Origin of the sequence: Allobaileyella intestinalis (genome assembly GCF_009695865.1) — a bacterium.
In the GTDB taxonomy this organism is placed as follows: Bacteria; Bacillota; Clostridia; order Peptostreptococcales; family Anaerovoracaceae; genus Allobaileyella; species Allobaileyella intestinalis.
On the sequence record NZ_VUNB01000006.1, the window covers coordinates 108693 to 133252 of the forward strand.

Consider the following 24560-nt stretch of genomic DNA (forward strand, 5'->3'; position numbering starts at 1 on the left):
ATGGTACCATATACAACGTTGCCGGTGTAGGCGGGAGAAGAATTTAAAGATAAAAAAATTTTTTGTTCTATCTCCACAAATAACGGTTTTATCCCAGCAAAATCAGGTCTTGGGCGGGATAGTGAACCTGCACGGTACAGTTTGACACAAACACATTATATAGGGTATAATTTACAAGCTGGCACACGATATATAGTGATTGCCACTTAAATAAAACTGCGAAATACAGGATTATGGTGATCCTGTTCATATAGTTTGAGGGAGAACGAAATGAAAGTAATTAAGAGAAACGGATCTGAAGTTGAGTTTGATATAGACAAGATTGTCACTGCCATCAGCAAGGCTAACAAGGCAGTTCCTGAAGCTATCAGGATGACACCTGTTCAGATCAAGAGAATTTCCGACAGCGTGGCTGTTTCTTGTGACACCCTTGGCAGAGCCCCTTCAGTTGAAGAGATACAGGATATGGTAGAGCGCCAGATTATGCAGCACGGTGCATATGAGGTGGCAAAGGCCTATATCACATACAGATACACAAGAACTCTGGTTCGTCAGTCCAACACCACCGACGACAAGATCCTGTCCCTCATTGACAGAAACAATGAGGAGGTTAAGCAGGAGAACTCAAACAAGAACCCTGTGATCAACTCTACACAGAGAGACTACATGGCTGGAGAGGTGAGCAAGGACCTGGCAAGCAGAATCCTTCTTCCTCAGGAGATTGTGGAGGCTCACAACGAGGCCATAATCCACTTCCACGACATGGATTACTACGCTCAGAGAGAGCACAACTGCGACCTGATCAACCTGGAAGACATGCTTCAGAACGGAACAGTAATCAGCGAGACTAAGATCGAGAAGCCACACAGCTTCTATACAGCCTGCAACATTACTACTCAGATTATCGCCCAGGTTGCCAGCAACCAGTACGGCGGACAGTCATTCTCCCTGGCTCACCTGGCTCCATTTATAGACATCAGCAGACAGAAGCTGAGAAAGCAGGTAGTAGAAGACAGAATCGCCTGTGGAGAGTCTCTGGACGATGAGATCATCAACAAGATAACAGAGCACCACCTGAAGAATGAGATCAGCTCCGGCATCCAGACAATCCAGTACCAGCTGATCACACTGATGACCTGTAACGGACAGGCCCCGTTCGTCACAATGTTCATGTATCTGGACGAGGCTCCAGAAGGAAGAACAAGAGATGACCTGGCCATGGCCATTGAGGAAGTTCTGAAGCAGAGGATTCAGGGTGTTAAGAACGAGAAGGGCGTGTGGATTACACCGGCATTCCCTAAACTCATCTACGCACTGGACGAAGACAATATCCATCCTGACTCAAAGTACTACTATCTCACAGAACTGGCAGCTCAGTGCACTGCGAAGAGAATGGTACCTGACTACATCTCTGTAAAGACCATGAAGAAGCTTAAGGGCGGAGACGTTTACACCTGCATGGGATGCAGATCCTTCCTTACGCCGGACAGGTTTACAGATGCGGGAATCGGAAACATTGCCAACGCAGGAAACTATAAGCCCGGTGTTCACAGATATTACGGAAGGTTTAACCAGGGCGTTGTAACCATCAACCTGGTAGATGTTGCTTGTTCTTCAGAGGGCAACATGGACAAGTTCTGGAAGATTCTGGACGAAAGACTGGAACTGTGCCACAGAGCTTTGAGACTGAGACACGAACGTCTTCTGGGAACTCCTTCAGACGTTGCACCTATTCTCTGGCAGCACGGAGCTATTGCCAGACTGAAGAAGGGTGAGCCTATTGACAAGCTGCTCTATAACGGATATTCAACCCTTTCACTGGGATATGCAGGAATCTGCGAGATGTGCTGGAGAATGACTGGAAAGTCCAACACCACCAGTGAGGGAAGAGAGTTCTCTCTGAAGGTTATGGAGAAGATGAACGACAAGTGTGCTGAATGGAAGGCAGAGGAGAATATTGACTACTCTGTATACGGCACACCTATGGAGTCCACTACATATAAGTTTGCAAAGGCACTGCAGAGAAGATTCGGCGTTATTCCACACGTAACAGATAAGAACTACATAACCAACAGCTATCACGTTCACGTTGAAGAAGACATCGATGCATTCTCAAAGCTGAAGTTTGAATCTGACTTCCAGAAGCTGAGCCCGGGCGGAGCCATCAGCTACGTAGAGGTTCCGAACATGCAGAACAATATTCCAGCTGTTCTCGATGTTATGAAGTACATCTATGACAACATCATGTACGCAGAGCTGAACACCAAGAGCGATTACTGCCAGGCTTGCGGCTACGACGGAGAGATCAAGATCGTAGAGGACGAAGATGGCAAGCTGGTATGGGAGTGCCCTAACTGCGGAAACAGGAATCAGGACAGAATGTCTGTTGCCAGAAGAACATGCGGATATATAGGTACCCAGTTCTGGAACCAGGGAAGAACTCAGGAGATTAAGGACAGAGTTCTCCACCTGTAGCCACAATTGCCAGAAGAGGATTAATATCAATCAGGTCTCATCCTCCGGGATGAGACCTGAAATTTTCTGTAATGTAAATGATTTCGAGAACTATTTCAGAGACCGGAGGAGCTCACTGCTTTCAGTGTCGGACAGACAGTGGTTAAGAAAATAATACCGGAGGAGCCATAATGAACTACGGAGAAATAAAGAACTGCGACATAGCAAATGGTACAGGAGTGAGAGTTACATTGTTCGTTTCAGGATGTACGAACAGGTGCGAAGGCTGTTTCCAGCCACAGACCTGGGATTTTTCTTATGGACAGCCTTTTACCAGTGAGACAGAGAATCAGATTCTGGAATTGCTGGAGCCCGATTACATTGACGGGCTTACGCTTCTGGGAGGAGAACCTTTTGAGCCGGAGAACCAGCAGGTTCTTCTGCCTTTCCTCAGGAGAGTAAGGGAGAAATTCCCTGATAAGAGCAGCAAGTCAATATGGTCGTTTACCGGGTTCACCCTTGAAGAGCTGAAGAGGGAAGGCAGCCATCCAAGATGCGAGTACACCGATGAGATGCTGGCCATGATCAACGTGCTGGTGGACGGACCTTTCGTTCAGGAGAAGAAAAATATAAGCCTTCAGTTCAGAGGTTCCGAGAACCAGAGAGTGATCGACCTGGACAAGACCAGAGAGGCAGGCTCAATAGTGCTGTGGAGCGACGGCATCGTTGAGAACAGATAACCTCGTTATGTATTAAACGAAATACAAGGCAGGGGCCGGGTTGGAATCAGACTGAATAAATATAGTTGGGCGCAATTAAACCACGGGAAACAGGTGAAAATCGAGAGAAAGTTGTTTATCAGAAACAAAAATCTCTGGCTAAAAACTGTTAATGTTTATATATCAGAACAATTAATAAGCTGAATAAGAAAATCTGTCTTCCGTTAATCTTTTAACTGTTGTACACTTGCATCAATCAAGAAGAAAAACTATTTGCCCACAGGGCAGGGAGGCAAGAGATGACAAAGAAGATGATTTGCGCAGTTATCTATGTTGCAATCGCAGGTGCATTTTTGTTTGATATGGCCAGCGGCAGAAATTCTTTCCCTGCTGAGCTGGTGGGAGGAGCTGCAATTGCTGCCGTTCTGGGAATGGCTTCCAGATTCAACGGTCAGACAAAGTAGCCAGTTTAAATATAGCCAACCCATATAACCTATACCACAAGATCCCGGAGACCTGGTCTCGGGGAATTCTTGTTTTTTTTGGCTTTTTTCCCGGTACTTCCATTTATGCTATAATGACAGTGGGTTTTTATGAGAAAAAATCATCTTGTGAGAGGCAGTTTTTCTACGGGATGGGCAGCACTTCTGCTTAGCATATAACAATACATATAAAATCACATGAATCATAAACAAATTTCCATTGCCCGGGCAGTGCGAAGGTACCAGAACCGGGAAACAGAAGCCTATAATGAAATATTTATTTACCTGGTTGATATGCTGGGAATTTACTCAAGAGCTCTGGCAGGATCACTGGCCAGAAGCGCGGCTTCTGATGCCCCGGATTCAGCCCCGGGAAAGAAGGATAAAGAACGGGAAAAAGAGTCAAGGGAAAACGAGAAGCTCATACGTAAGGCTCAGGAGGACAGTGAACAGCTTCTCCAGGATACCATCAGGGAGATAACCGACAACCTGGGAAATCTAAGATCCACTGAAGCCTTTGATACATGGGCCCTTGGAGTTCTTAAACGCCATGCAAGAGAGAGGCAGCTGCGCTTTATCAAAGCAGCAGGCATGGGCGCAAACAACGGAAACGAAAGAGGCGTTACAACCGATACCATAAGCGAAACTTTTGCCATGGGCCTTGATGAAGCAATTAATGGAGCCTTTCATCAGAAATACAATCAGGGAAAGACAGCCCTTTCTTCTGAATCCGGCAGAAGGACGGCCTTTGACGACCCGGCCTGGGATTACGACCCTAAGGTAGGCACAAGCATCTGGAGCATTAACAGCGCCATTCTGGACGTTATGGACAAGATGGAGATTCCGTCAGTCATAGCCACCGTTGCAGCCTACAGCCAGGGAATGAAGGTGGAGGACATCGCTGCAGCTCTTGATCAGACCATCGGTGACACGAAGCGTATGATGATGGAGGATCGGCGCCAGATAATGGAAGCCCTGGGGAATTTCCAGAATATGGGCCTTGACAGCGCCGGAACACCTGCGCAGTTTACAGCAGCCGCCATCAATTCACTGTCACAGAACGGCAGAAGCCTTCTGCCGGAAGGAGCAGAGCAGCGGATCTACAAGATAGTCACAAGGAAGGCAGGAATTCGCGGCATCGCCAATCCTTTTACAGGAAAGAAGAAGCTTTTCGGCCGCAGGCACCGGGATATTACAAATGATTGGCAGAGCCAGGGACGTGAGGAAAGCCGGGAGACTGTGGGGCCGGCAGCGCCGGTAATCCTGTCTAAAGACCAGGAGCCGGTTCCTGACATTGTTCTGGAACCTGAGAAGCAGCCAGAACCAGATAAGGAGCCACAGGAAGAGCCGGTTATTCTTTCTGATGAAGGAGAAGAACAGCCAGAGCAGGAAGAGAAAGCCGGGGAACCAAAGGAGCCACAGGAAGCAGAACAGGCGAAGGCGAAGACTACAGAAAAAGCAGAGAAATCACAGGATGTTAGTCCTGAGCCCCCTGTAAAGTCCCGGGAGAGTTTTCAGGAGCCAGAAAATAAAATCACTCACCAGAAACCACATCAGGAACCTGAAGTTATAATCAGCAAGCCGGCAAAGAAAAAAAGACCGGGCCGGAAGGGAAAAATACTTGTGGGAATCATAGCAGCCCTTCTCATTGCCGTAATAGGAAGCGGAGCCTATTATTATTTTTTCCACTTCATACCTATGGAAAGGCAGCAGAAGCAGGAGCAGACCTCCATGGCGGCAAAGGCAACCATCCTTGCAGCCATTAACGAGAGCTCAGGACTGTTCACAGCCTATGGAGACTCCCTTAATTATGTAGCCAAACAGCAGATTACCCTGGCGTGGAAAAATGCCCTCAAGGGCGGAATAAAAGACGAGGGAGCCAGCTATTATCTTGCCGACATGAACGGCGACGGCATTCCGGAGCTCCTTAGCTCCAGCGATTCCGGCAATGTTTTATACACAGTATACAAGGCAAAGCTGTACTCTCTGAAGCAGCCTGCAGGTATTACCGGTTACATTCAGGGGGCCAACTCCATTTGCTTCTCATATCAGGAGGACCAGAAGGCAGGAGACAATATTTACAAAATCGTTGACGGCCAGTTCCAGAGGGTGGCCTATGGCCAATATGAGATGAAGTTCTGGTCCAGCTTCCTGGAAGATCTGGGCTGGTACAGCTGGAACGGGCAGGAAGTAGATGCATCTCAGTACGCCAGGAACAAGAAGGCTGCATTTAACGAAAACGTGGCTGTTTTCTTGTACAACGGCAGATCAGCAGCATATACTTACGAAGGAATAGGGGACGCAATCGACAAATATTGAATGCGGGAGAATCAATGCTTAACTATGGTGCCTATGAATTAATTGGAATAATGGGAGTTTTCGGATCTTTAACCATTCTTCTGAAAGTCAGCAGGAACATGGGGACGGTGAGACAGGTCAGATTATTTAAAGCTGTGCTTGTATTTTATATGATATATGCCGGTTCAAATTATGTGTGGGCGCTGGGAGAGAACGACTCCATCAAGATGAGCGTCATGGCCAACGAAATACTGAATTGTCTGGCCTTGTCATCCCTTAGCCTGATGATGTACCACTGGTTCAAATACTGCATGGTGACCATCAACCCGGATAGATCTTATTCAAAAAAACTGGTGGCGTTGCTTACAATTCCCCTTGTGTTTTCTGTGGGAATAACAGTGGCGTCAATCTGGACAGATGGAGTATATAAGATTACTGAATTCAACCAGTATATGCCCGGAAAACAGATGGTGATGAAGTTCGTCATGGATTACTTTTACATAATCGCTGCAACAGCCTACGCCCTGATATGCGCTTTTACCACAAAGAGCAAAAACCGCAGGAAGCTGTGCATGACAATAGGAGCGTTTATTTTTGTGCCCATTGGAAGATTTATTTTGCGCCGTCTGTTGCCCCACGAACCTACCACAATGGCGCTGGCATTTTTCATTATTCTCTGGATTTTCCTGAACATGCAGGATCTGAGGATTTACAGCGATGCTCTGACGGGAATGAACAACAGAAGAAGGCTCAACGAATACCTGGGGGACAGGCTCAGCGAAATACAGACAAACGGAGCCTTTTATATTTTCATAGCAGATGTGAATAATTTCAAAGAAATAAACGATGAGTTCGGTCACATCAGCGGAGATCACGCCCTGGTGGTAGTTGCAAATGCTGTAAAAAAAGCAGTAAGCAGCGTCGGAGGGTTTGCGGCCCGGTACGGGGGCGACGAATTCGTCCTTGTGTGTGACGCAAATAAAGTTGACCCGGAAAGGGCGGTGGAATCTATAAACAGGTATCTGGAAGATGAGATAAAAAGAGATGGAAGGGCCGTCAATTGGAACCTTACGGTCAGTATCGGATATACATTAGTAAACGGCGGAGACAGGGACGGTGCGGAAGCCCTTTCAAGAGCTGATAGCATGATGTATAAAGGAAAGATGGACTTCCACAGCCGTAATCCCCAGCCGTAAACTAACGGTATCTGTCGTATTTTTTTACCATGCACCCGGCTTCCGCTGCAGCTTTCAGAGCGTATTCGGAATCGTCGTGGACAATAGTTTCTTCTGGCTTTGCACCCATGTGCCTGCAGACTCTCCGGAAAATATCCGGAGAGTCTTTTCTCATGCCAAGGGTTTCTGAAGTGAAAATCTCATCAATGTAGTCCAGAATCCCCAGACGGCCCATGGCTGCTACCACCTGGTGAGAGCTGCTGTTGGAAAGGATGACGCGGAAACACTTATCTTTTTCAGCCTCCCTGATAATATCCATGGCGTCGGGAAAAAGCTGAAGAACTTCTTCGTACTGATGATCGAGAAAACGGGCAATCTCACGGGATACGGTTTCAGGACTGCCCAGATTCCAGTTTACAGCCAGATAGCTGCAAACTTCCGGGAAGGTCATGGGATCAAGAATAGACGCAAGATTTTCCGGCGGCTCTATCCCCTTGGTCCTCAGGTAGTCGGATGATATGTTGTCCCACATCCTCATGGAATCCAGGAGGGTGCCATCCATGTCAAATATATGAAGCTTGATGGCAGTTTTTTCTGAAGTGTTTCTCATTTGTGTTCCTTTTATTTTGCGTATTCTTTTACAAGCTCAACGATTATTTCTGTTCCTTTGTCCATTGCCTCTGTGGTAATGTGCTCAAAAGGTCCGTGGAATGCGTGGCCACCGGTTCCCAGGTTAGGGCATGGAAGTCCCATAAAGCTCAGCATGGCGCCGTCCGTTCCTCCTCTTACAGGAATTACCTCAGGCTCAAGACCTGCGGCTTTAATGGCAGCCTTGGCTTTTTCTGTAGTTTCCGGATACTGGCAGATAATCTCGGCCATGTTCTTGTACTGTTCTTTTATAGTGAGTTTAACCCTGCCCTCACCATATTTTTCGTTAAGATATTTTGCAGCCTGCTCCATAACTCTGTGACGGTCTGCGAAAACAACGCTGTCGTGGTCTCTCAGAATATATGTGAGCTTTGCCTGACCAACTGTGCCGTTAAAGTGGGTCAGATGGTAGAAACCTTCATGACCTTCTGTTCTTTCAGGTCTCTCGGCAGCTGGCAGCAGGGAATCAAATTCTGCTGCTACAAGGGCGGCGTTGACCATTACATCCTTGGCAGAACCTGGGTGAACATTTTCTCCAGTTACTTCAACAGTGGCTAAAGCAGCGTTGAAGGTCTCGTACTGCAGCTCTCCCTCCGTATCTCCGTCAAGAGTGTAGCCGTATTTTGCACCAAACTTTTCTACATCAAAGCCCCATGTGCCGTTTCCAATCTCTTCATCAGGGGTGAAGGCAACGGAAACAGGACCGTGAGGAATGTTGCTGTTGATTATTTCCTCCAGGGCTGTGATGATCTCGGCAATTCCAGCTTTGTCGTCAGCGCCCAGTACCGTGGTTCCGTCAGATGTTATAAGTGTCTGGCCCTTGAGGGAAGGCAGATGAGGAAAGACTGCAGGGTCCAGCACTCTGCCGGAATCGGAAAGAGGAAGAACTCCGCCGTCATAGTTTTCGTGGATCACCGGCTTAATGTCGTGGTCACAGAAGTCAGAAACAGTATCCATATGGGCTATGAATCCGATGGCTGTCTTGTCCTCTAGACCAGGGGTGGCCGGAAGGTGACCGTAAACGTAGCAGTGCTCGTCTATGGACGCATCTTCGATGCCAATAGCTTTAAGCTCCTGAACCAGCTGGTTTCCCAGGTCGAACTGACACTTGCTGGATGGGTGGGTTTCACTGTTTTCGTCGCTTGGGGTGCGAACTGTTACATAATGCAATAATCTTTCATAAGCTTTCATTGTGCATCTCCTATGGTTAACTGGTTAATAAAAGAATCTTGATCTGCTCATGCCTTATAATAGTAACACAAGGAGGAGAGGGAAAGTACTGTCTTTATCAGACAAACAGAAAACATTTTCAGCAGGAAAAGTGACCGCCGGAGAGAGACTTTTGTTCTTGAAAAAATGCAATCTCCGGTGTGGACTGGAATTTTTAAAATGTTAGAATGATTAAGGAAAAGAATGTTTAAATACTGATAATAATGCGGAGGGGTGCATCTCCGCATAGTAATTGACGCACCGGATCCAGTTTTGGTTCGGTGCCTTTTTCTTGGTAAAAACGCCGGTTCTTCTGGCGGAATGAGACGAATGCAGCAGATACAGAAACAATTAAAGAAAGTGAGGTAAAGAATGAATTCCAATTTCAGAAAGTTCCTGGTTCAGGCCGGGCAGATTACTGTTGGAAATGCAATCAGTGCCTTTTCCATTGCCTGTTTTGCCCTTCCATATGGCATGGTAGTTTCGGGCATTTCCGGTTTTGGAAGAATAGCTAATTATTATTTCGGTTTTAATATTTCAACAACTGTACTCATAATAAACGTTGCTCTGTTCCTCCTGGGATGGGCTATGCTGGGCACAAAGTTTGCCATGTCCATTATAGTAGGATCATTAACATTTCCTGCTTTTCTGGAACTGTTCCAGAGCATTCCCCAGCTTCAGCACCTGGTAGACGATCCCCTGCTGGCAGCAATATGCGCAGGAATTATTGACGGCGTGGGACTGGGAATTGTTATAAGAAGCGGCGGATCCACTGGTGGAATTGACGTTCCGCCTATTATACTTAACAGAAAATTCGGAATGAAGGTGGCACCATTAATGTATGCTCTGGACATGGGGATTTTCCTTATCCAGCTGCCTATTACAAAGACCAACGGAATCATCCTGGGAATCCTTTACGCCTTTCTTTACAGCATTGTGATGAACAAGGTAATCGTAATGGACCAGGGTGGAATGCAGATGTTCATATTCAGCAGCCAGATCACCAAAATCAACGAAAGACTGCTGGAACTGGGCTTCGGTACTACACTGTTTAACGGTACGGGGGGATATCTCAGGGAGCCTCAGGAAATCTGCTACTGCGTAGTCAGCAGCCGTAACCTTAACAGAGTCAAGAGAGAGGTGCTGGCAATAGATAAGAAAGCCTTCATCAGCATCAGCAATGCCAGTGAGGTAAATGGAAACGGATTCACACTTCTCCTGCAGGACGAGGACTACAATCCGGATCCAAGCAGCAGGAGTGACGGCGGCGAAATCACAGAGACGAAGCTGTAGACCAGCGAAAAACTTCCTTTTCCCACAATCTCCGGGGAGAGGAAGTTGTTTTTTTGCAAAAAAATTAACGTAAAAAAGTGGTGCAATTGTACTTGAATTGGTGCATAATAACAAACAGGTGCTGAAATTATCAGCATCAAAGAATGTGAAGTAGCTTGAATGTACTGATAAGGAGAATCGCAGCTATGAAAACAGACGTTCAGATTGCACAGGAAGCAGTTATGAAACCAATCCAGGAGATTGCAGATCAGCTGGGTATCGTGCCTGAGGCAGTGGAGCCTTACGGCAGGTACAAGGCAAAGATCGATCTGAGGAAGCAGCCGGAATCGGGAAAGAAACCGGGCAAGATGGTGCTGGTTACTGCTATCAATCCTACCCCGGCAGGAGAGGGCAAGACAACGACAAACGTCGGACTTTCCATGGCGCTTAATAAAATGGGCAAAAAAGCCATTTGTACTCTCAGGGAGCCTTCTCTTGGACCGTGCTTCGGAATCAAGGGAGGAGCCGCTGGAGGCGGATATTCCCAGGTAGTTCCAATGGACGACATCAACCTGCATTTTACAGGGGATTTCCACGCAATCACCTCGGCTCACAACCTGCTGGCAGCACTGCTGGACAACCACATTCACCAGGGCAACCAGTTGAGGATCGTGACAAAGAGAATCGTGTGGAAGAGAGTCATGGACATGAACGACCGTTCCCTCAGGAACATCGTCATAGGCCTTGGAAAAAAGGGAGACGGCGTTACGAGAGAAAGCGGCTTCGACATAACCGTTGCGTCGGAGATCATGGCAATACTTTGCCTTGCCAATGACATGGATGACCTGAAAGACAGACTTTCGAGGATGGTGGTTGCTTATAATGAAGATGGACAGCCTGTAACTGCAGGAGATCTTCAGGCAACAGGAGCTATGGCCCTTCTTCTGAAAGATGCCATTAAGCCTAACCTGGTTCAGACCCTTGAGAATACTCCGGCAATGATTCACGGAGGACCTTTCGCCAACATCGCTCATGGATGCAACTCAGTTGTTGCAACTAAGACAGCCCTTGCCCTAGGTGACTACGTAGTTACAGAAGCAGGATTCGGCGCTGACCTGGGAGCAGAGAAATTCTTTGATATCAAGTGCAGATATGCGGGACTGAAGCCAGATGCAGTTGTAATCGTGGCAACAGTAAGAGCCCTGAAGATGAACGGAGGAGTTCCGAAGACTGATCTGGCAGAGGAGAACCTTGATGCGCTGAGAAAAGGAAGTGCCAACCTGGAGAGACATATTGAGAACGTGGCAAAGTTCGGTGTGCCTGCTGTTGTGGCAATCAACCAGTTCCCTACAGATACAGAGGCTGAGCTTCAGCTCCTTGAGGAGATTTGCAGAGAGAAGGGCGTTGACTTTGTTCTGTCCCAGGTATTTGCCAAGGGCAGCCAGGGCGGAATGGAGCTGGCTGAAAAGGTTGTGGACATTTGTGAGAACAAGGAGTCCCATTTCAAGCCTCTCTATGATTTGGATCTTTCAATTGAAGAGAAGCTGAACAAGATCGCCAGGGAGATTTACAGGGCAGATGGAGTGGTATTTGAAGGCTCCGCTGCAAAACAGCTTAAGACCCTTACGGATCTTGGTTATGGAAATCTTCCAATCTGCGTTGCAAAGACCCAGTATTCATTTACTGATGATCCAAAGGTCCTGGGTGCGCCAGAGGGCTTCAACATTACTGTCAGAGAGCTGAAGGTTAGTGCCGGTGCAGGATTTATCGTTGCGCTGACTGGAAGCATCATGACTATGCCTGGTCTGCCTAAGGTGCCGGCTGCAAACGGCATGGACATTACAGCCGACGGAACTATTACAGGACTTTCCTGATGGCATGAATGTGACACAACATCAAAACAAGTAAATAAGAGGCATCTGTACTCCCTGAATTTCAATTAACTGAATGAAATTCAGAGCACAGATGCCTCTTTCTTTTATTTCAAGTAAAAAACATACAGCGGGAATCAGAATCATTCCATAAGTTTATTTCCGCTGTTTTCCTGCTTTCTTTTTCTAATTAAAGGCATCAGTCCTTCTTTGATGACGATGTCCAGGATGGCTGCAAATGGAATGGCCAGAAGCATTCCCCACATTCCGAAGATCCGGCCTCCTAGAATGACTGCAATCAGCACCCATATGCCCGGAATACCCAGGGAATTTCCGTAGAGTTTCGGCTTGATGACGTAACCGTCCAGTCCCTGAAGGAGCCCGGTAAACAGCAGGAAGAGCACTGCGTGCATTGGATTTACCATCATTAGGATAAACACACCGGCAGCTGCGCCGATCAGGGGTCCGAAGGTAGGGATAAGGTTAGTTACTCCCACAACGGCAGAAACCAGAGGCACGTATTCCATGCGGAAAATAAGCATGAACACTGCGTTGGCAGCACCTACGATCAATGCGTCAAGAACCTCGCATATCAGGTATTTTATGAAAATTCCATCGCACCTCTTGAGGAAGGCGGAGAATTTTTCGTACATGGTTTCACTCATCAGATCCTGGAAAAGCCTTTTGCCGCCGCCGACGATCTTCTTTTTATAAAGAAGAAAGTATACGGCCAGGACGAAATCAACTGCAAAGGCACCCAGGTGTTTTCCTGTAGAGGCTGATTTTTTCACGATGTTTTCGTGAACGGAGTCGTTGAGCTTCTCCATCATTTTATCAGTTAACTGGAAAGTGCTGTCCATATTTACGTGGTGGCCTGCAATTGAATCAACTGAGTTCTGCAGTGACTGGTGATATGCGCCCGTGTCATTGCTGAATTTTATAATGCTTGTGGTGAACTGTGGAATGACAGCTGCCGCAAGGAGCAGAAGTGAAAATACGATTATCAGAACCACGATGGTTATTGCTTTGCCTCTGGCATGCTTCCGGCCTTTTGCTTTCATGCGCCGTTCCAGGCTTCTCACTGGAGGATCGATTACATAAGCCAGAATGAGTCCCAGTATCAGGGGCAGAATAACTGAAACAATTGCTGTAATAACATTGCCCAGAACATAAAGATGCTTTACGAGAAGGTAAAAAAGTATGGCTACGCAGTAAGGGGCAGAGTCTCTGAGAATTCCCCGGCTTTTTTTGATATTGGGCTTTTTTATTTTCATCATTTTCTCCTGAAAATCCGTTATATGTTTGTTATCAGATGAGGCAGCTCCTATGGCCTGCGACCGCAATTTTACAACTTTTCACTGTGTTTGCCAATTGCTGCAGGGAAAATGTAAGAAACGAAAAAAATTTTTGCATATTGAATGACATGGATTGTGCACGATACATTGATTATTTTCCGTTCTGTTTGTATAATAAAAAACGATAATTGCGGCTGACGGATTTTTCCGGGACTCCCGTGAGAACAGCAAGGAGGCGGGAATCTTTTTTCCGTAAAAGCAGCTGCATATACAGACATTTCAGGAGAAGACATAATATGATTGTTAAACCCGATACCCTAAGAGACCAGGCATACAAGCTGATCAGAAACCAGATAGTGACCAGGGAGCTGCCCCTGGGATCCCATCTCAGTGTTGCCGATCTGTCCAGAGACCTGGGAATAAGCAACAGCCCTATTCGAGAGGCTATTTCAAAGCTTGAGAATGAAGGACTTGTTGTCAGTCATCCTAATTCCGGTTTTCACGTGGTGACCTTTGATGACAAGCTGGTCCAGGAGCTGAACGAAACACTGATCGCATTTATGAGCGGATGCTACGAGCTTTGCTGCATCAGCGGAAGAGAGGTGGAGCTGGCAGAACTCCTTAAGGAAAGACTGGACATTCAGTCACAGCAATATACGGGAGAGCTTACTTTTGAGTATGTTCAGAAAACCATTGAGTTTGACAAGGCTTTTGTTGACGCCTGCCACAACGATATGCTTTCATCCATGCTGGAATCCAGGTTCTATCTCCTGGCACTTTCCACTTTCTACCTTTATCAGGACGAGAAAGAGTCTTATATCCAGAACTACCATGAACATCAGGATCTTCTCGAGAAAGTGAAGAGCGGCAACCATGAGCAGGTGTTCAATGCAATACGTCACCATCTGACGAAGGAGAATCACTATTCCGGCAACAGAGGAAAATAACTGGGTGGTCCGTGGAATCTTAATAGATTTTTAGGCTTTCAATCCCTGGCAATTATGATAGAATATACATCCGGCGAGAACAAAGAGTTACTGCCGAGGTTATGTTTGCTTTAAAGTCAGAAAGGAAGATTCAGTTATGGGCTCAGAGCTGATGGCATTTTTTGAAAGTCGCATTCTGCCATTCGTTTCATATGCTGTTAGCATTTATGTGGCAATTATTGTGGTGCTGTTTTATTTTGTAATAAGAGAGACGAAGGCAGGCAGGCCTGTGGAGAAACAGCTCAGAAGGGTCTTTTCTGTATGGGGCATAGGAATTGCAGTGCTTCTGGTTCTCCACTTGTTTACAGAATTCGGTACCAGCAGTCTCTTCATGTACTAGAGAGGTTGATTTGGCCAAAGCATTTATAATTGGCAGGACTATTTAGTTGTTAATATGTTTGTTCAGAGCTGATCCGGGGTGGGTCAGTTCTTTTTGTGTTTTTTTGAAGCAGTTACCGGATGGAATCTGTGGTGATCAGAACTGAATCAGAATTGAATTAGAGTTGAACTGAAATTGAAAAGGAGATGCCGCAACGACATCTCCTTTTCGAACCTTGGTTAATAATGGTGGTAAGCTGTGATGATTATGCAGCTTTGTTCATGCGAGCCTTTGAAGATCCCGATACGGTTTCACGGTGCTCTTCACTGACTTCTGCGTCGTATCCTCTGCCCACAGTTGCTACGAAAACTGCTCCGAGAACAAGGGAAGCAATCATGAATCCCGTAAACAGAGCCGATGAATTATCGAATACACAAGCAATTACAGCTGAAACAATACCCAGTACAAAAGATGCAATAGACATTCTTAAACTTCTCATGACGAATCCTCCCTTTCTTAAATTGCCTCTATCTGTAAGGAAATTATCTATGAGTAATGGGATACGGAAGTTACCGTAGCCCTTGAGGCCTCTTTCCTTGTTGCAACTATAATATAACAGGGTATAATTGATTTGTTAAACTAATTGATCCAATCGAAGCCATCAGAAATTCTGATTGCTGACTAGATTCGTCTCCCATCTTAAGGTGACAATTATCTCTAAAGATTCAGATGGCAGGGGGTCAGGAGCCATGGAACCGTGGAGAGGGGAACATATCAGAGGGCAGAAAAATGGAAATACGCAACGTCAGAACTTTCATGATGGCAGCGGAGCTTAAGAATTTTACCAAGACTGGAGAAGCTCTGGGTTACTCGCAGGCATCGGTAACAGCTCAGATAAAGCAGCTGGAAAACCAGCTGGGAGTCAGGCTTTTTGACCGCCTCAAAAACGGGGTTATCCTCACTCAGGAAGGCAGGAATTTCATTCCCTACGCCGTGTCTCTAATTAATGCAGTTGAAGAAGCAGAGCACTTCGGTTCAGGGGATCTGGAGCCAGAGGGAACCCTGGTTATAGATACAGGAACTTCCATTTCAGACAACCTGCTTCCAGAGATTATCGCTGATATTTCCAATGATTGGCCAAAGCTTCGCTTCCGGGTTAAGGTCATGGATGATGCGGAGATGTACAACACAGAGCTTGACGACGGCACTGCAGATTTTGCAGTGTCAATTAAGGCATCCACAGAACTTGTACGCCATCAGGTTTTCGGTGAGTTTTCCTGCAAAACAGTGTTTATCTGCCGCAGTGATGATGAGCTGGCATCCAGAAAAAAAGTTCCTCTTAAAGAGATTATCAGCCATCCGTTTGTTACCACTGACCGAGTTGAAAACTACGGCCATGATTTTGAACGGATCCTTCAGTCAAAAGGCCTGTTCATCGATCCGGTGGCGGAATTCAGCTCCACAACTGCAGTCATGAATATCATTTCCCAGCGGGGAGGAGTAACGTTCTTGCCCGAATATGTGGTACGAACAGGGGTGAACAACGGCACCTTTGCCGTAATCGATGCAGAGGAAGACATAGGACTGAATCTGCTCATCAGATTTTACAGAAACAGCGCCCGATGGGTGTCACCTGCCATGAAGGCATTTATGGATCACATTAAATCCATGGCGGACAATGATGTTCAGCTATAGCCCTGTCACGGACAGCCGCAGCCTGTGAGCTGTGAAAAAATTTGTCCATAAATCGAAGGAAAGGGCAATGACTGACTAGCTTGAAAGCCGTCAATATTACGAAAAAATGAAGGAGAGACAATGTCTGATAAAGTGGCAAAAGCCGTAAGTAAAATGGTGACTTTTTATGAGAGGGAGAGCCAGGTGGTGGTTCACGATGTAAATCACTTCATGAAGGTGTGGGGCTTCGCCAGAACTATTGGAATCCTGGAAGGCCTGGATCCAGTTACACAGGAGACTCTGGAGCTGGCTGCCGTGGCCCACGACATTGCGTGTCCACTGTGCCGCAGAAAATACGGCCAGGCTGATGGCCGGCACCAGGAGCTGGAAGGAGAGGGGCTGACCCGGCAGTTTTATGAGGAATTTCATCTTCCGGAGGAGCAGCTGGAACGGATCTGTTATATCGTGGCTCATCACCATAGTTTTTCCGGGGTTCAGGGGATGGACTACCAGATAATGCTGGAAGCGGACTTCCTTGTAAATGCCGGTGAATCGGAGGTGAGCCTGGACGGAATCCTGAATTTTCGTGAGAAGGTTTTCCGGACGGGAACAGGGATTCGCCTGCTGAACCAGATGTACGGCCTGTAACTGTGAGGCTTCAGGGTAAGGAGAGAATGAGATGACAAAAATGAGCACTCTGTGCTACATCAGCCGGGATGATGAAGTCCTGATGCTGCACAGAACAGTAAAGAAAAACGACATCAACCACGACAAATGGATCGGAGTAGGGGGCCACTTTGAGCATGGGGAAAGTCCTGAGGACTGTGTGCTGCGGGAAGTCAGGGAAGAGACGGGCTACACCCTCACTTCTTACAAATTCCGGGGCATCGTGACCTTCGTATACGGCGAAGACACTGTGGAGTACATGCACCTTTACACAGCAGATGGATTCCAGGGCGAACCGGTAGAGTGTGATGAGGGAGTTCTTGAATGGGTGCCACGGAATAAGATAATGGATCTTGAGCTCTGGGAAGGAGACAGGATATTCCTTAAGCTGCTGGAAGATGGGGAAGATTTCTTTTCTTTGAAGTTGGTGTACAACACTGATGATGGACTGGAGCAGGCAGTGCTCAACGGCAGAGACCTTGAACTGCAGCATTAACTGTGCAGCATAAATTGAAAACATTGGGGCCGGGTATTGAGGGGCCTGCGGCTCCTTATCAATCCAGGAGCCGCCAGCCGTTTTTTCATTACCATATTAAGACTATATTAAGCACGAAACTCCAGCATTACGCCCATGCCTCTCCGCTGATCAGACCCTTTTTAATCAGGAAATTCCTTGCCACTGTATCCACAGATTTTCCTTCCACATCCACCTGATACGTCATGTTCACCATGTCCTCGTTGCTGATCTGTCCGTTCAGCTGTCTGAGGACTTTTTTCAATTTCGGGAACCGCCTCAGGGCGTCGTTCCTTACGAAGAAGGTTCCATAGTAATCAGGGAAGAAGTGCCTGTCATCTTCCAGGGTTACCAGGCCTGCTTTTTTGTTCAGACCATCTGTGGCGTAGACTTCTGTGACCTGGAAACTGCCGTTTTCAATGGCATTGTATTTCAGGCTGGTATCTACAGATACGGTGTTCTTGAAGTGCAGTCCGTAGAATTCCACGAATGGCTGGTACTTCATGCTGCCTTCACGGCTGAAAAACTCGGATTCAGCACCGAAGGTGAGCTGAGGAGCCGCCTTTTTCAGGTCGCTGACCTTTTTCAGATTGTATTTGTCAGCAACTTCTCTGGTTACGGCAATAGCATAGGTGTTGTCGAAGCCCAGCTTTCCGATTAGCTGGGAGTCGTAGTGCTTCCTGGAATAATTGTCCACGTACTTCCACATGGTGGTTCCTGATGGCACATCCGAAGTATCCTTGTGCATGAAGGTTGTGAGAACAGTTCCGTCGTAGCTGATCATCATGTCACAAGAAGGATTATTGCCCACCATGCACTTGAAGTTGTTGACCTGTGTCATCTGGTCTTTGATGGTTACATCGTAGTCTGTCTGATCTTCCACCAGATACTTGACCATTCGGTGCATTATCTGGGTTTCGCTGTAGTTGCCGTCGTACAGAGCAATCTGGTTGCTGCTGGAATTCCCCTTAAAGCCCACAGGGATCATGATCAGCACCGCTGCTCCCAGGACGATGGCAGCAGTCATCATCTGCCTGGTGTTTCCGTGAGATTTCTTTACGTGTTTTTCGAAAAATCCCATGGACAGGTCCAGGATGACGGCTATTATCATCAGAGAGGCAGTTCCCTTCATGAGGGTACTCATGTCCTTGTTCCTGATGGCCTGGTTCAGAAGGCCTCCGATGCCACCTCCACCTACATAGGCTGCAAACACTGCAGTTCCAATGGCGTTGACTATGGCTATCCTGATGCCTGTGAACATGGTAGGAAATGCCAGGGGCAGTTCCACCTTGAAAAGCCTTCCTGAAGGACTCATGCCCATGCCCCGGGCAGCGTCCTTAACTCCAGAGTCCACCTGCTGCAAGCCGATGCAGGTGTTCTGCACTATAGGGAGCAGGGAGTAAAGAGTTATGCCCACTATTACGGTGGTCTTTCCTGCTCCGGCAAAAACCATGATGATTCCCAGCAATGCCAGGGCCGGTATTGTCTGGAGAACATCCACAATTTTCAAAATGACTTTTCCAGGGCCAGGCCGCTGATAGGAGATGATTCCCAGGGGAACACCTATCAGAATGGAAAAGAAGCCGGCTACCAGCACCATGAACAGATGCTCAAGAATGATTTGTGCATTCATGACCGTCCTCCTTTCTTAAGCCCCTCAGGGGTGACTTTTTTCTGGAGGAAATCAATCAGACCGGTGAGTACCACGGCAAGAATGGCCGAAGGAACTGCTCCGATCAGAATGAGCAGGTTGTTGTTGGTATAGGTGCCCTGATAGATGAAGTCACCAAGACCGCCGAGACCGATCATAGCTGCAAGAACGGCCCAGGATACAGTGTATACGGTAGCCATGCGGAGACCGGCAATGATTGTAGGCATGGCCAGGGGCAGTTCCACCTGGAAAAGCCTCTGGAAAGGTGTCATGCCACATCCGTTGGCTGTGTCGATGTACTTCGGATCTATTTCCAATATTCCGGTGTAGGTGTTTTTCATAACCGGGAACATGGCATAAATCGAAAGGGCTATTATTACGGTGGCAGGTTTCATCCCTATCCAGATGAAGAGCACACCGATGAACACCAGACCTGGAATGGTCTGGAAAATTGATACTACCGGCAGGACTATGACAGACCAGGCCGGCTTCCGGGAAAGCAGTATTCCCAGCAGAAGTCCGATGGCGAAGCCTATGGCAACAGAAACCAATACATACACCGTATGGATCCCCAGTGCCTTCAGCAGCGCCAGTCCATATGTGTTTATCAGTTCTCTCATTGCTCATCACCCCACAGATTCTCAGCTACACTGCGGGCAACGCTGGTCTTGGTGACGATGCCGGCTATTCTGTCTTTTTCGTCCAGGACTACCACATAGCCTGCGCCGGAGTCTATCAGGTAATCGAAGCTCTCTTTTGCCTCGTCACCGACTCTGGCCGTCCGCTGGGTATCACGGACAATAGGCTCAATAGTCTTCAGGGTTCTGCCATACTTACGCAGATCTCCGATGGAGACGATTCCCATGTATTTTCCGCCCCGGCTTTCTTCAACCAGCAGGGTGTCTACACTGTAGCGGGCCATCATCTCAGCGCATTCGTGTACACCTCTGTTCTGAGTGATTTTCCGTACATTGCGGAGCATGTAATCCTCTACCTTGGTAGGGGCGGCCTGGTCACGAATGTGTTTGCCCAGGAAAGAGCGGACCAGATCGGTGGCCGGATGGTCCAGCATCTCCTCTGGAGATGCAATCTGTACAACTTTTCCGTCAACCATGAAAATAATGGTGTCGGCCAGCTTCAGGGCTTCGTCCATATCGTGGGTCACAAAGACGATGGTCTTGTTCAGCTTCTGCTGGAGATTTTTGAATTCTTCCTGGAGAGATGCCCTGGTCATAGGGTCAAGGGCGGAAAAAGGCTCGTCCATCAGAATGATTTCCGGTGAAGCGGCCAGGGCCCGGAGAACGCCGATGCGCTGCTGCTGTCCGCCGGACATTTCAGATGGGTACTTGTCCCGGAATTCCTCCATGTGGACCATAGCCAGCATGTCATCAACAATCTTCTCGCAGCGGGCCTTGTCGTATTTCAGCAGTCTGGGGACGACGCTGATGTTCTCAGCAACGGTCATATTAGGAAAAAGTCCGATTTGCTGTATGACATAGCCGATGGAGCGGCGAAGTTCCACCTTGTCCCTGTCCATGATGTTCACACCATCGATGCGTACCGAACCCTGGTCAATATCGGTCAGGCGGTTTATTGTCCTGAGAGTGGTGGTTTTTCCGCAGCCGGAGGGACCAATAACTGTGACGAATTTTCCGTCAGGAATGGTGAAATTCAGATCCTTCAAGACCTGCTTTTTGCCGTAATACTTGGAAACGTGATCAAATTCTATCATTTTATCAACTCCTTCCTACCAGTAAAAAAATAAAAGCAGTTTTATGTGTCACATGGACAGTCCGGGCTTTAACGCCAGGAGGAATTTTTAAAAGAGAATTTGCATACAAAGCAGATAGCAAGAATTGCGGGAAACAGATCCCCGGGGCCCAAGGGAGCCTGATGGAGCTTACACGTAAAGAATCAAAGCTATGAATTCAACAGGCTCATCTTTTCTGTTGGTGATTGAGTGGCCTTCGCCATTGCCTGTAAAAGTAACGTCTCCGGGATGAAGAGTGGTAACGGTGCCATTGTCGTTGTATTCCGCTTCGCCCTTGAGCATGATGTAGATTTCTGTATCACCTTCGTGGATGTGCCAGCCTACACCACAGTCTTTTTCCAGGGTATTCCTTGCAAGAAGTCGGCCTTTGTGGTTCAGCTCGCCGTCAGATTCAATCAGACTTCTGGCAATCATGTGGCCAGGGCCGTCCTGAACGGCAATTCTGTCTTTTGTTGTTAAATTTTCACTTCTTCTGATCCAGCTCATGGGAGACCTCCTTTTAGTTCTAATTACATTTTACTCATTAGTTTAGTTATATTTGGTTCTTTGTATTCACCTGCTCAGGCATTACAGTTTTTGCCTTAAGATTTCTCACGCTCCGGTGCTCTCCACATCCAGGGATGGCGCCAGCTTGTCAGAAGCATTGAGCCCCAGGAGATTGCAGGCCTTTGATTCGATGGCGTCTGCCACCTTCAGCACTATATCCAGTTCAGGTCCGCAGAAAATAGCACCGTGGTTTGAAATTATGCATGCGGAGTTTTCCGCCAGCCCTTCGTTGACGGCCTTGCTCAGTTCTCTGGTTCCCGGAAGCTCCGGCCTGGTAGCAATCATGTCACCGATGATGCTGTGAATCAGCGGATTGTCGATTCTGAATCCTGCCCGGGCCGCAGCAAAAACGCTGCATCCGTTAGAGTGGGTATGAATAATGGCGTTGCATCCAGGGTGGCTCTTGTAAATATCGGCGTGGAGCCTTACTTCGCTGGATGGCCGGCGGCTGTCAGAGCTGTACTCGAGGGTGCTTATATTTACTTTTACAATGTCTTCGGTTCTTATTTCAAAATAGTCCATGCCTGATGGGGTGATGAGCATCTCCTGGCTGTTCAGCCTTACGGAAATATTCCCCCAGCTCCCCTGGACAAGATCCTTGTGGCACAGTTCCTTGCCGCATTCAATTATCTTGTTCCTCACGTCAAATTCTTCGCCGCTTATGTTTACGAAGGGAACGTGATTGTTGGTGAGGTTGGTGCTCCTGTATTTCTGGATGTAAAAATTTCTCATTTTCTGCGCATTCTCCGGGGTAAGATACTTCAGTCCCCCTACCTTGGAGGAGAGAATTTCCCCTTCGGCGCATTTCTCCAGAATAAGAGCTCCGGCTACGGCTTCGTCCAGATTGGCGCCTATAGAAAAAATGCCTTTGTTTCTGATAAAGCAGCCGTTTCTGTCTTTCAGTGCTTTGGCAAGGTCTTTGACCTGATCACTTTCGGATATTCTTACATCCGGACCGATGATCTGGGCCAGGTCGTCAAGGGCCGGCCGCATAATGTCTGCCTTTGATGAAAATTTTACTGAAGCTTCTGTACATGCAACCACAATGGCGTTTACATTATTCATGGCTTTGAATATTGCACCGATTTCGCCGCTGTTTATGTCATACAGGTTGACATCGCTTTCCCTGATGCCTGAAAGGGGAAGGGTGTGACGGGTCATCATGTAGGAGCTGTCGCTGATCCTGATGGCCATGGAGCCATAAGCCTTGAAATACCTGTCTCTAAAGGCTTTTGATCTTGTGTGCAGCAGCCTTGCGCCCTCTTTTATGTCAATTGTCTTCATATGCTTAGACCTCTTTTTCTTAGTTTGCAGATCCGGAGTCTCCCTGCTGTTTCACGGCAGGAATAAATTTCCGGAACTTATTAAAAATATACCATTAAAGCCAGCCCTTATGGTGTGAGTTTTCTGATGAAATCTTCAATTTTCTTCATCTGTTTCAGAGATGACAGATGAATGGGCAAGGGAAAGGATTCTGTCTGCAACTCCTTGCCACGTTACCCTTCCGGTATTCGGAACAGGACGGTATCCCAGAGAATAGTTTTTTTCCACATTCATAACAGCCTTGCGGATACCCTGAGCCAGTGCACTGGTGTAATGGCAAAGCTGACTGCTCACAGGAACTCCTGGAGAGACCATGTCAGGGAGTTTTACGAAAATCACCTGATGATCTGGTACTGAATGGTCCAGCCAGTCTCGGAGGCCGGGGAGGTCTGAAGAGACGGGAACCAGACCGCAGGCCATTGCCTCTGTGAGAACAAGAGGAATGCCTTCATAGTAAGATGGCAGGACGAAAATGTGGGAATTTCTGAAGGCCTCTGCCAGTTCCTGATGGCTCAGCACTCCCAGATAATTTATCTGGTAAGGTTCTGTCTGCAGGATTCCGGGCTTCAGGGAAGGACAGCTGTTTCTCCCAAGACGCTCTGCAATAAGCGGATCTTTGCAGCCACCTGCCAGGCTGAGGGAAAGGGATGGCAGGTCCTGGTCTTCAGACAGGTCATTCAGGCACTGTAATAGAGGAAGGAGACCTTTCTCTCTGCTTAGCTTTCCGGCATAGATTATTCTCACTGGATCAGGAACCGGGGATTTTGTCATATGACAGTCCTCACCAGATGGTTGGCAGTTGAAAATCTCCGGGTTGTACCCGCTTCCCACGACGGTGATTTTTTCCTCAGAGGCTCCGTAATAGTCCAGCAGAACCTGGCGCTGGGCTGACTGTAGAACGAGAATCCGGTTGAGATCACAAATTGCTGATTTTATCCATTCACGGCGGAAGCTGCAGTTCCTGATCTGGCGGAGATCAGATCCGTGGCTGAGACCCCAGACCTGCCTGTCCGGAAAGGCGCGGCGGACCATTGCTGTGAGAAGATAAAGATGGTGACACAGGATGATGTCAGGATCCAGCCGGGAAACTGCTTCTTGAATAACTGGAATGAAGTGGCTTTCCAATTCTGAGGTCATTTTCTCATCCAGTTCTGAGTACCTGGTTGAGGGATAGGGCATGATGTCAGACATTCCAAGTACAGGAAAAGAAATATCTTCTCCAGATGGAACTTTTCCGGGCTCCGTGTAATACACTGGATAGTATTCTGTGCCTTCGGGAAAATTAACCCGGTCGCTGTGATACACTCCTGCAACTACTGCCTGGGAACAGCCGGAATTGTGGAAGGCCTTGACCAGCTCAGTCAGATAGGTGCCGCTTCCGGTAGAGTGAGGCTTCTGGGTCGTTATGCTTAAAATGGAAAAATTTTTCTTATTTCTCATATAGCCCTTTTATACATTTGAATCAAAACTATAAAATTTCATAAAAAAAGATGATGAGGGAAGGGAATATTTATCCCGTAAATCAAGATTGATGCATGGCCTTGAACATCGTGCATGATGTTCAATATTCCGGAATACGAAAACGTGTTTCGGATTCCGGAAAAAATCTTTGACTTATTCCTCGTTCAAGTCTATATTATACATGAGAGAAAAAATGAAGGAAAGGCGCGGGAGGACCATACTGAAC

Annotated in this window: 22 protein-coding genes; 12 read left to right on the forward strand and 10 right to left on the reverse strand. The window is 47.4% G+C overall.

Annotation, left to right across the window (positions count from 1 at the left end; all coding sequences use genetic code 11):
- Positions 1–270 precede the first annotated feature (270 nt).
- From nrdD to FYJ66_RS08065, 5 genes are all read left to right on the forward strand, one after another.
- Positions 271–2475, forward strand: coding sequence for an anaerobic ribonucleoside-triphosphate reductase (nrdD, locus tag FYJ66_RS08045; RefSeq protein WP_154572998.1), 2205 nt, complete (start codon positions 271–273; stop codon positions 2473–2475).
- A 170-nt stretch (positions 2476–2645) separates the two neighbouring features.
- Entirely contained in the window at positions 2646–3194 is a 549-nt protein-coding gene (nrdG, locus tag FYJ66_RS08050; protein ID WP_154572999.1) for an anaerobic ribonucleoside-triphosphate reductase activating protein, read from the forward strand.
- 278 nt (positions 3195–3472) lie between these two features.
- A complete protein-coding gene (locus tag FYJ66_RS08055; RefSeq protein WP_154573000.1) occupies positions 3473–3637 on the forward strand; it encodes a hypothetical protein in 165 nt (54 codons plus the stop codon).
- A gap of 216 nt (positions 3638–3853) precedes the next feature.
- A complete protein-coding gene (locus tag FYJ66_RS08060) occupies positions 3854–5974 on the forward strand; it encodes a hypothetical protein (protein WP_154573001.1) in 2121 nt (706 codons plus the stop codon).
- A gap of 14 nt (positions 5975–5988) precedes the next feature.
- Complete coding sequence (locus FYJ66_RS08065; RefSeq protein ID WP_154573002.1) at positions 5989–7149, forward strand: GGDEF domain-containing protein; 1161 nt, start codon at positions 5989–5991, stop codon at positions 7147–7149.
- Between the two features lies 1 nt (position 7150).
- Here FYJ66_RS08065 and FYJ66_RS08070 read toward each other — a convergent pair whose 3' ends face one another.
- Together FYJ66_RS08070 and pepT are read right to left on the reverse strand one after the other, a co-directional pair.
- Positions 7151–7738: an HAD family hydrolase gene (locus FYJ66_RS08070; protein ID WP_154573003.1), complete on the reverse strand. Its 588-nt coding sequence runs from the start codon at positions 7736–7738 to the stop codon at positions 7151–7153.
- 11 nt (positions 7739–7749) lie between these two features.
- On the reverse strand, positions 7750–8967 hold the full coding sequence (gene pepT, locus FYJ66_RS08075) for a peptidase T (protein WP_154573004.1): 1218 nt from the start codon (positions 8965–8967) through the stop codon (positions 7750–7752).
- A gap of 390 nt (positions 8968–9357) precedes the next feature.
- Here pepT and FYJ66_RS08080 point away from each other — a divergent pair, with 390 nt between their 5' ends.
- Entirely contained in the window at positions 9358–10278 is a 921-nt protein-coding gene (locus FYJ66_RS08080; RefSeq protein WP_154573005.1) for a YitT family protein, read from the forward strand.
- A 185-nt stretch (positions 10279–10463) separates the two neighbouring features.
- Entirely contained in the window at positions 10464–12131 is a 1668-nt protein-coding gene (locus FYJ66_RS08085; RefSeq protein ID WP_154573006.1) for a formate--tetrahydrofolate ligase, read from the forward strand.
- A 140-nt stretch (positions 12132–12271) separates the two neighbouring features.
- On the opposite strand, the gene FYJ66_RS08090 is transcribed toward FYJ66_RS08085, so the two are convergent.
- Positions 12272–13402 (reverse strand): AI-2E family transporter, encoded by a 1131-nt coding sequence (locus tag FYJ66_RS08090; protein ID WP_206157034.1) that lies wholly within the window; start codon positions 13400–13402, stop codon positions 12272–12274.
- 317 nt (positions 13403–13719) lie between these two features.
- Between FYJ66_RS08090 and FYJ66_RS08095 the strand changes: the two genes are divergently transcribed.
- The gene (locus tag FYJ66_RS08095) at positions 13720–14370 is read left to right on the forward strand and encodes a GntR family transcriptional regulator (RefSeq protein WP_154573008.1); all 651 of its coding nucleotides are present in this window, start codon (positions 13720–13722) and stop codon (positions 14368–14370) included.
- Positions 14371–14506: 136 nt separating this feature from the next.
- Positions 14507–14749, forward strand: a complete 243-nt coding sequence (locus tag FYJ66_RS08100) for a hypothetical protein (protein ID WP_154573009.1) — start codon at positions 14507–14509, stop codon at positions 14747–14749.
- A 244-nt stretch (positions 14750–14993) separates the two neighbouring features.
- Here FYJ66_RS08100 and FYJ66_RS08105 read toward each other — a convergent pair whose 3' ends face one another.
- A complete protein-coding gene (locus FYJ66_RS08105; protein ID WP_154573010.1) occupies positions 14994–15227 on the reverse strand; it encodes a hypothetical protein in 234 nt (77 codons plus the stop codon).
- A 290-nt stretch (positions 15228–15517) separates the two neighbouring features.
- Here FYJ66_RS08105 and FYJ66_RS08110 point away from each other — a divergent pair, with 290 nt between their 5' ends.
- The 3 genes from FYJ66_RS08110 to FYJ66_RS08120 all read left to right on the forward strand — a co-directional run bounded on the left by FYJ66_RS08110 (position 15518) and on the right by FYJ66_RS08120 (position 17564).
- The gene (locus tag FYJ66_RS08110; protein WP_206157035.1) at positions 15518–16423 is read left to right on the forward strand and encodes a LysR family transcriptional regulator; all 906 of its coding nucleotides are present in this window, start codon (positions 15518–15520) and stop codon (positions 16421–16423) included.
- A gap of 120 nt (positions 16424–16543) precedes the next feature.
- Positions 16544–17050: an HD domain-containing protein gene (locus FYJ66_RS08115; protein WP_154573012.1), complete on the forward strand. Its 507-nt coding sequence runs from the start codon at positions 16544–16546 to the stop codon at positions 17048–17050.
- Between the two features lie 31 nt (positions 17051–17081).
- Positions 17082–17564: an NUDIX hydrolase gene (locus FYJ66_RS08120; protein WP_154573013.1), complete on the forward strand. Its 483-nt coding sequence runs from the start codon at positions 17082–17084 to the stop codon at positions 17562–17564.
- Between the two features lie 127 nt (positions 17565–17691).
- Here the strand turns inward: FYJ66_RS08120 and FYJ66_RS08125 are convergent, their stop codons facing one another.
- From FYJ66_RS08125 to FYJ66_RS08150, 6 genes are all read right to left on the reverse strand, one after another.
- Positions 17692–19215, reverse strand: a complete 1524-nt coding sequence (locus tag FYJ66_RS08125; RefSeq protein WP_154573014.1) for a glycine betaine ABC transporter substrate-binding protein — start codon at positions 19213–19215, stop codon at positions 17692–17694.
- On the reverse strand, positions 19212–19853 hold the full coding sequence (locus FYJ66_RS08130) for an ABC transporter permease (RefSeq protein ID WP_154573015.1): 642 nt from the start codon (positions 19851–19853) through the stop codon (positions 19212–19214). Before FYJ66_RS08130 ends, FYJ66_RS08125 begins: the two co-directional genes overlap by 4 nt.
- The gene (locus tag FYJ66_RS08135; RefSeq protein WP_154573016.1) at positions 19850–20965 is read right to left on the reverse strand and encodes an ABC transporter ATP-binding protein; all 1116 of its coding nucleotides are present in this window, start codon (positions 20963–20965) and stop codon (positions 19850–19852) included. The genes FYJ66_RS08130 and FYJ66_RS08135 overlap by 4 nt, the downstream gene beginning before the upstream one ends.
- A 168-nt stretch (positions 20966–21133) precedes the next feature.
- Positions 21134–21490: a cupin domain-containing protein gene (locus FYJ66_RS08140; protein WP_154573017.1), complete on the reverse strand. Its 357-nt coding sequence runs from the start codon at positions 21488–21490 to the stop codon at positions 21134–21136.
- Between the two features lie 105 nt (positions 21491–21595).
- Entirely contained in the window at positions 21596–22834 is a 1239-nt protein-coding gene (locus FYJ66_RS08145; protein ID WP_154573018.1) for a class II aldolase/adducin family protein, read from the reverse strand.
- A gap of 135 nt (positions 22835–22969) precedes the next feature.
- Positions 22970–24313: a glycosyltransferase family 4 protein gene (locus FYJ66_RS08150; protein ID WP_154573019.1), complete on the reverse strand. Its 1344-nt coding sequence runs from the start codon at positions 24311–24313 to the stop codon at positions 22970–22972.
- Positions 24314–24560: the final 247 nt, after the last annotated feature.

Bases quoted from the DNA above. Each gene is read 5' to 3' on its own strand.
- nrdD (WP_154572998.1), top strand. From the start codon at position 271: ATGAAAGTAATTAAGAGAAACGGATCTGAAGTTGAGTTTGATATAGAC.
- nrdG (WP_154572999.1), top strand. From the start codon at position 2,646: ATGAACTACGGAGAAATAAAGAACTGCGACATAGCAAATGGTACAGGA.
- FYJ66_RS08055 (WP_154573000.1), top strand. From the start codon at position 3,473: ATGACAAAGAAGATGATTTGCGCAGTTATCTATGTTGCAATCGCAGGT.
- FYJ66_RS08060 (WP_154573001.1), top strand. From the start codon at position 3,854: ATGAATCATAAACAAATTTCCATTGCCCGGGCAGTGCGAAGGTACCAG.
- FYJ66_RS08065 (WP_154573002.1), top strand. From the start codon at position 5,989: ATGCTTAACTATGGTGCCTATGAATTAATTGGAATAATGGGAGTTTTC.
- FYJ66_RS08070 (WP_154573003.1), bottom strand. From the start codon at position 7,738: ATGAGAAACACTTCAGAAAAAACTGCCATCAAGCTTCATATATTTGAC.
- pepT (WP_154573004.1), bottom strand. From the start codon at position 8,967: ATGAAAGCTTATGAAAGATTATTGCATTATGTAACAGTTCGCACCCCA.
- FYJ66_RS08080 (WP_154573005.1), top strand. From the start codon at position 9,358: ATGAATTCCAATTTCAGAAAGTTCCTGGTTCAGGCCGGGCAGATTACT.
- FYJ66_RS08085 (WP_154573006.1), top strand. From the start codon at position 10,464: ATGAAAACAGACGTTCAGATTGCACAGGAAGCAGTTATGAAACCAATC.
- FYJ66_RS08090 (WP_206157034.1), bottom strand. From the start codon at position 13,402: ATGAAAATAAAAAAGCCCAATATCAAAAAAAGCCGGGGAATTCTCAGA.
- FYJ66_RS08095 (WP_154573008.1), top strand. From the start codon at position 13,720: ATGATTGTTAAACCCGATACCCTAAGAGACCAGGCATACAAGCTGATC.
- FYJ66_RS08100 (WP_154573009.1), top strand. From the start codon at position 14,507: ATGGGCTCAGAGCTGATGGCATTTTTTGAAAGTCGCATTCTGCCATTC.
- FYJ66_RS08105 (WP_154573010.1), bottom strand. From the start codon at position 15,227: ATGAGAAGTTTAAGAATGTCTATTGCATCTTTTGTACTGGGTATTGTT.
- FYJ66_RS08110 (WP_206157035.1), top strand. From the start codon at position 15,518: ATGGAAATACGCAACGTCAGAACTTTCATGATGGCAGCGGAGCTTAAG.
- FYJ66_RS08115 (WP_154573012.1), top strand. From the start codon at position 16,544: ATGTCTGATAAAGTGGCAAAAGCCGTAAGTAAAATGGTGACTTTTTAT.
- FYJ66_RS08120 (WP_154573013.1), top strand. From the start codon at position 17,082: ATGACAAAAATGAGCACTCTGTGCTACATCAGCCGGGATGATGAAGTC.
- FYJ66_RS08125 (WP_154573014.1), bottom strand. From the start codon at position 19,215: ATGAATGCACAAATCATTCTTGAGCATCTGTTCATGGTGCTGGTAGCC.
- FYJ66_RS08130 (WP_154573015.1), bottom strand. From the start codon at position 19,853: ATGAGAGAACTGATAAACACATATGGACTGGCGCTGCTGAAGGCACTG.
- FYJ66_RS08135 (WP_154573016.1), bottom strand. From the start codon at position 20,965: ATGATAGAATTTGATCACGTTTCCAAGTATTACGGCAAAAAGCAGGTC.
- FYJ66_RS08140 (WP_154573017.1), bottom strand. From the start codon at position 21,490: ATGAGCTGGATCAGAAGAAGTGAAAATTTAACAACAAAAGACAGAATT.
- FYJ66_RS08145 (WP_154573018.1), bottom strand. From the start codon at position 22,834: ATGAAGACAATTGACATAAAAGAGGGCGCAAGGCTGCTGCACACAAGA.
- FYJ66_RS08150 (WP_154573019.1), bottom strand. From the start codon at position 24,313: ATGAGAAATAAGAAAAATTTTTCCATTTTAAGCATAACGACCCAGAAG.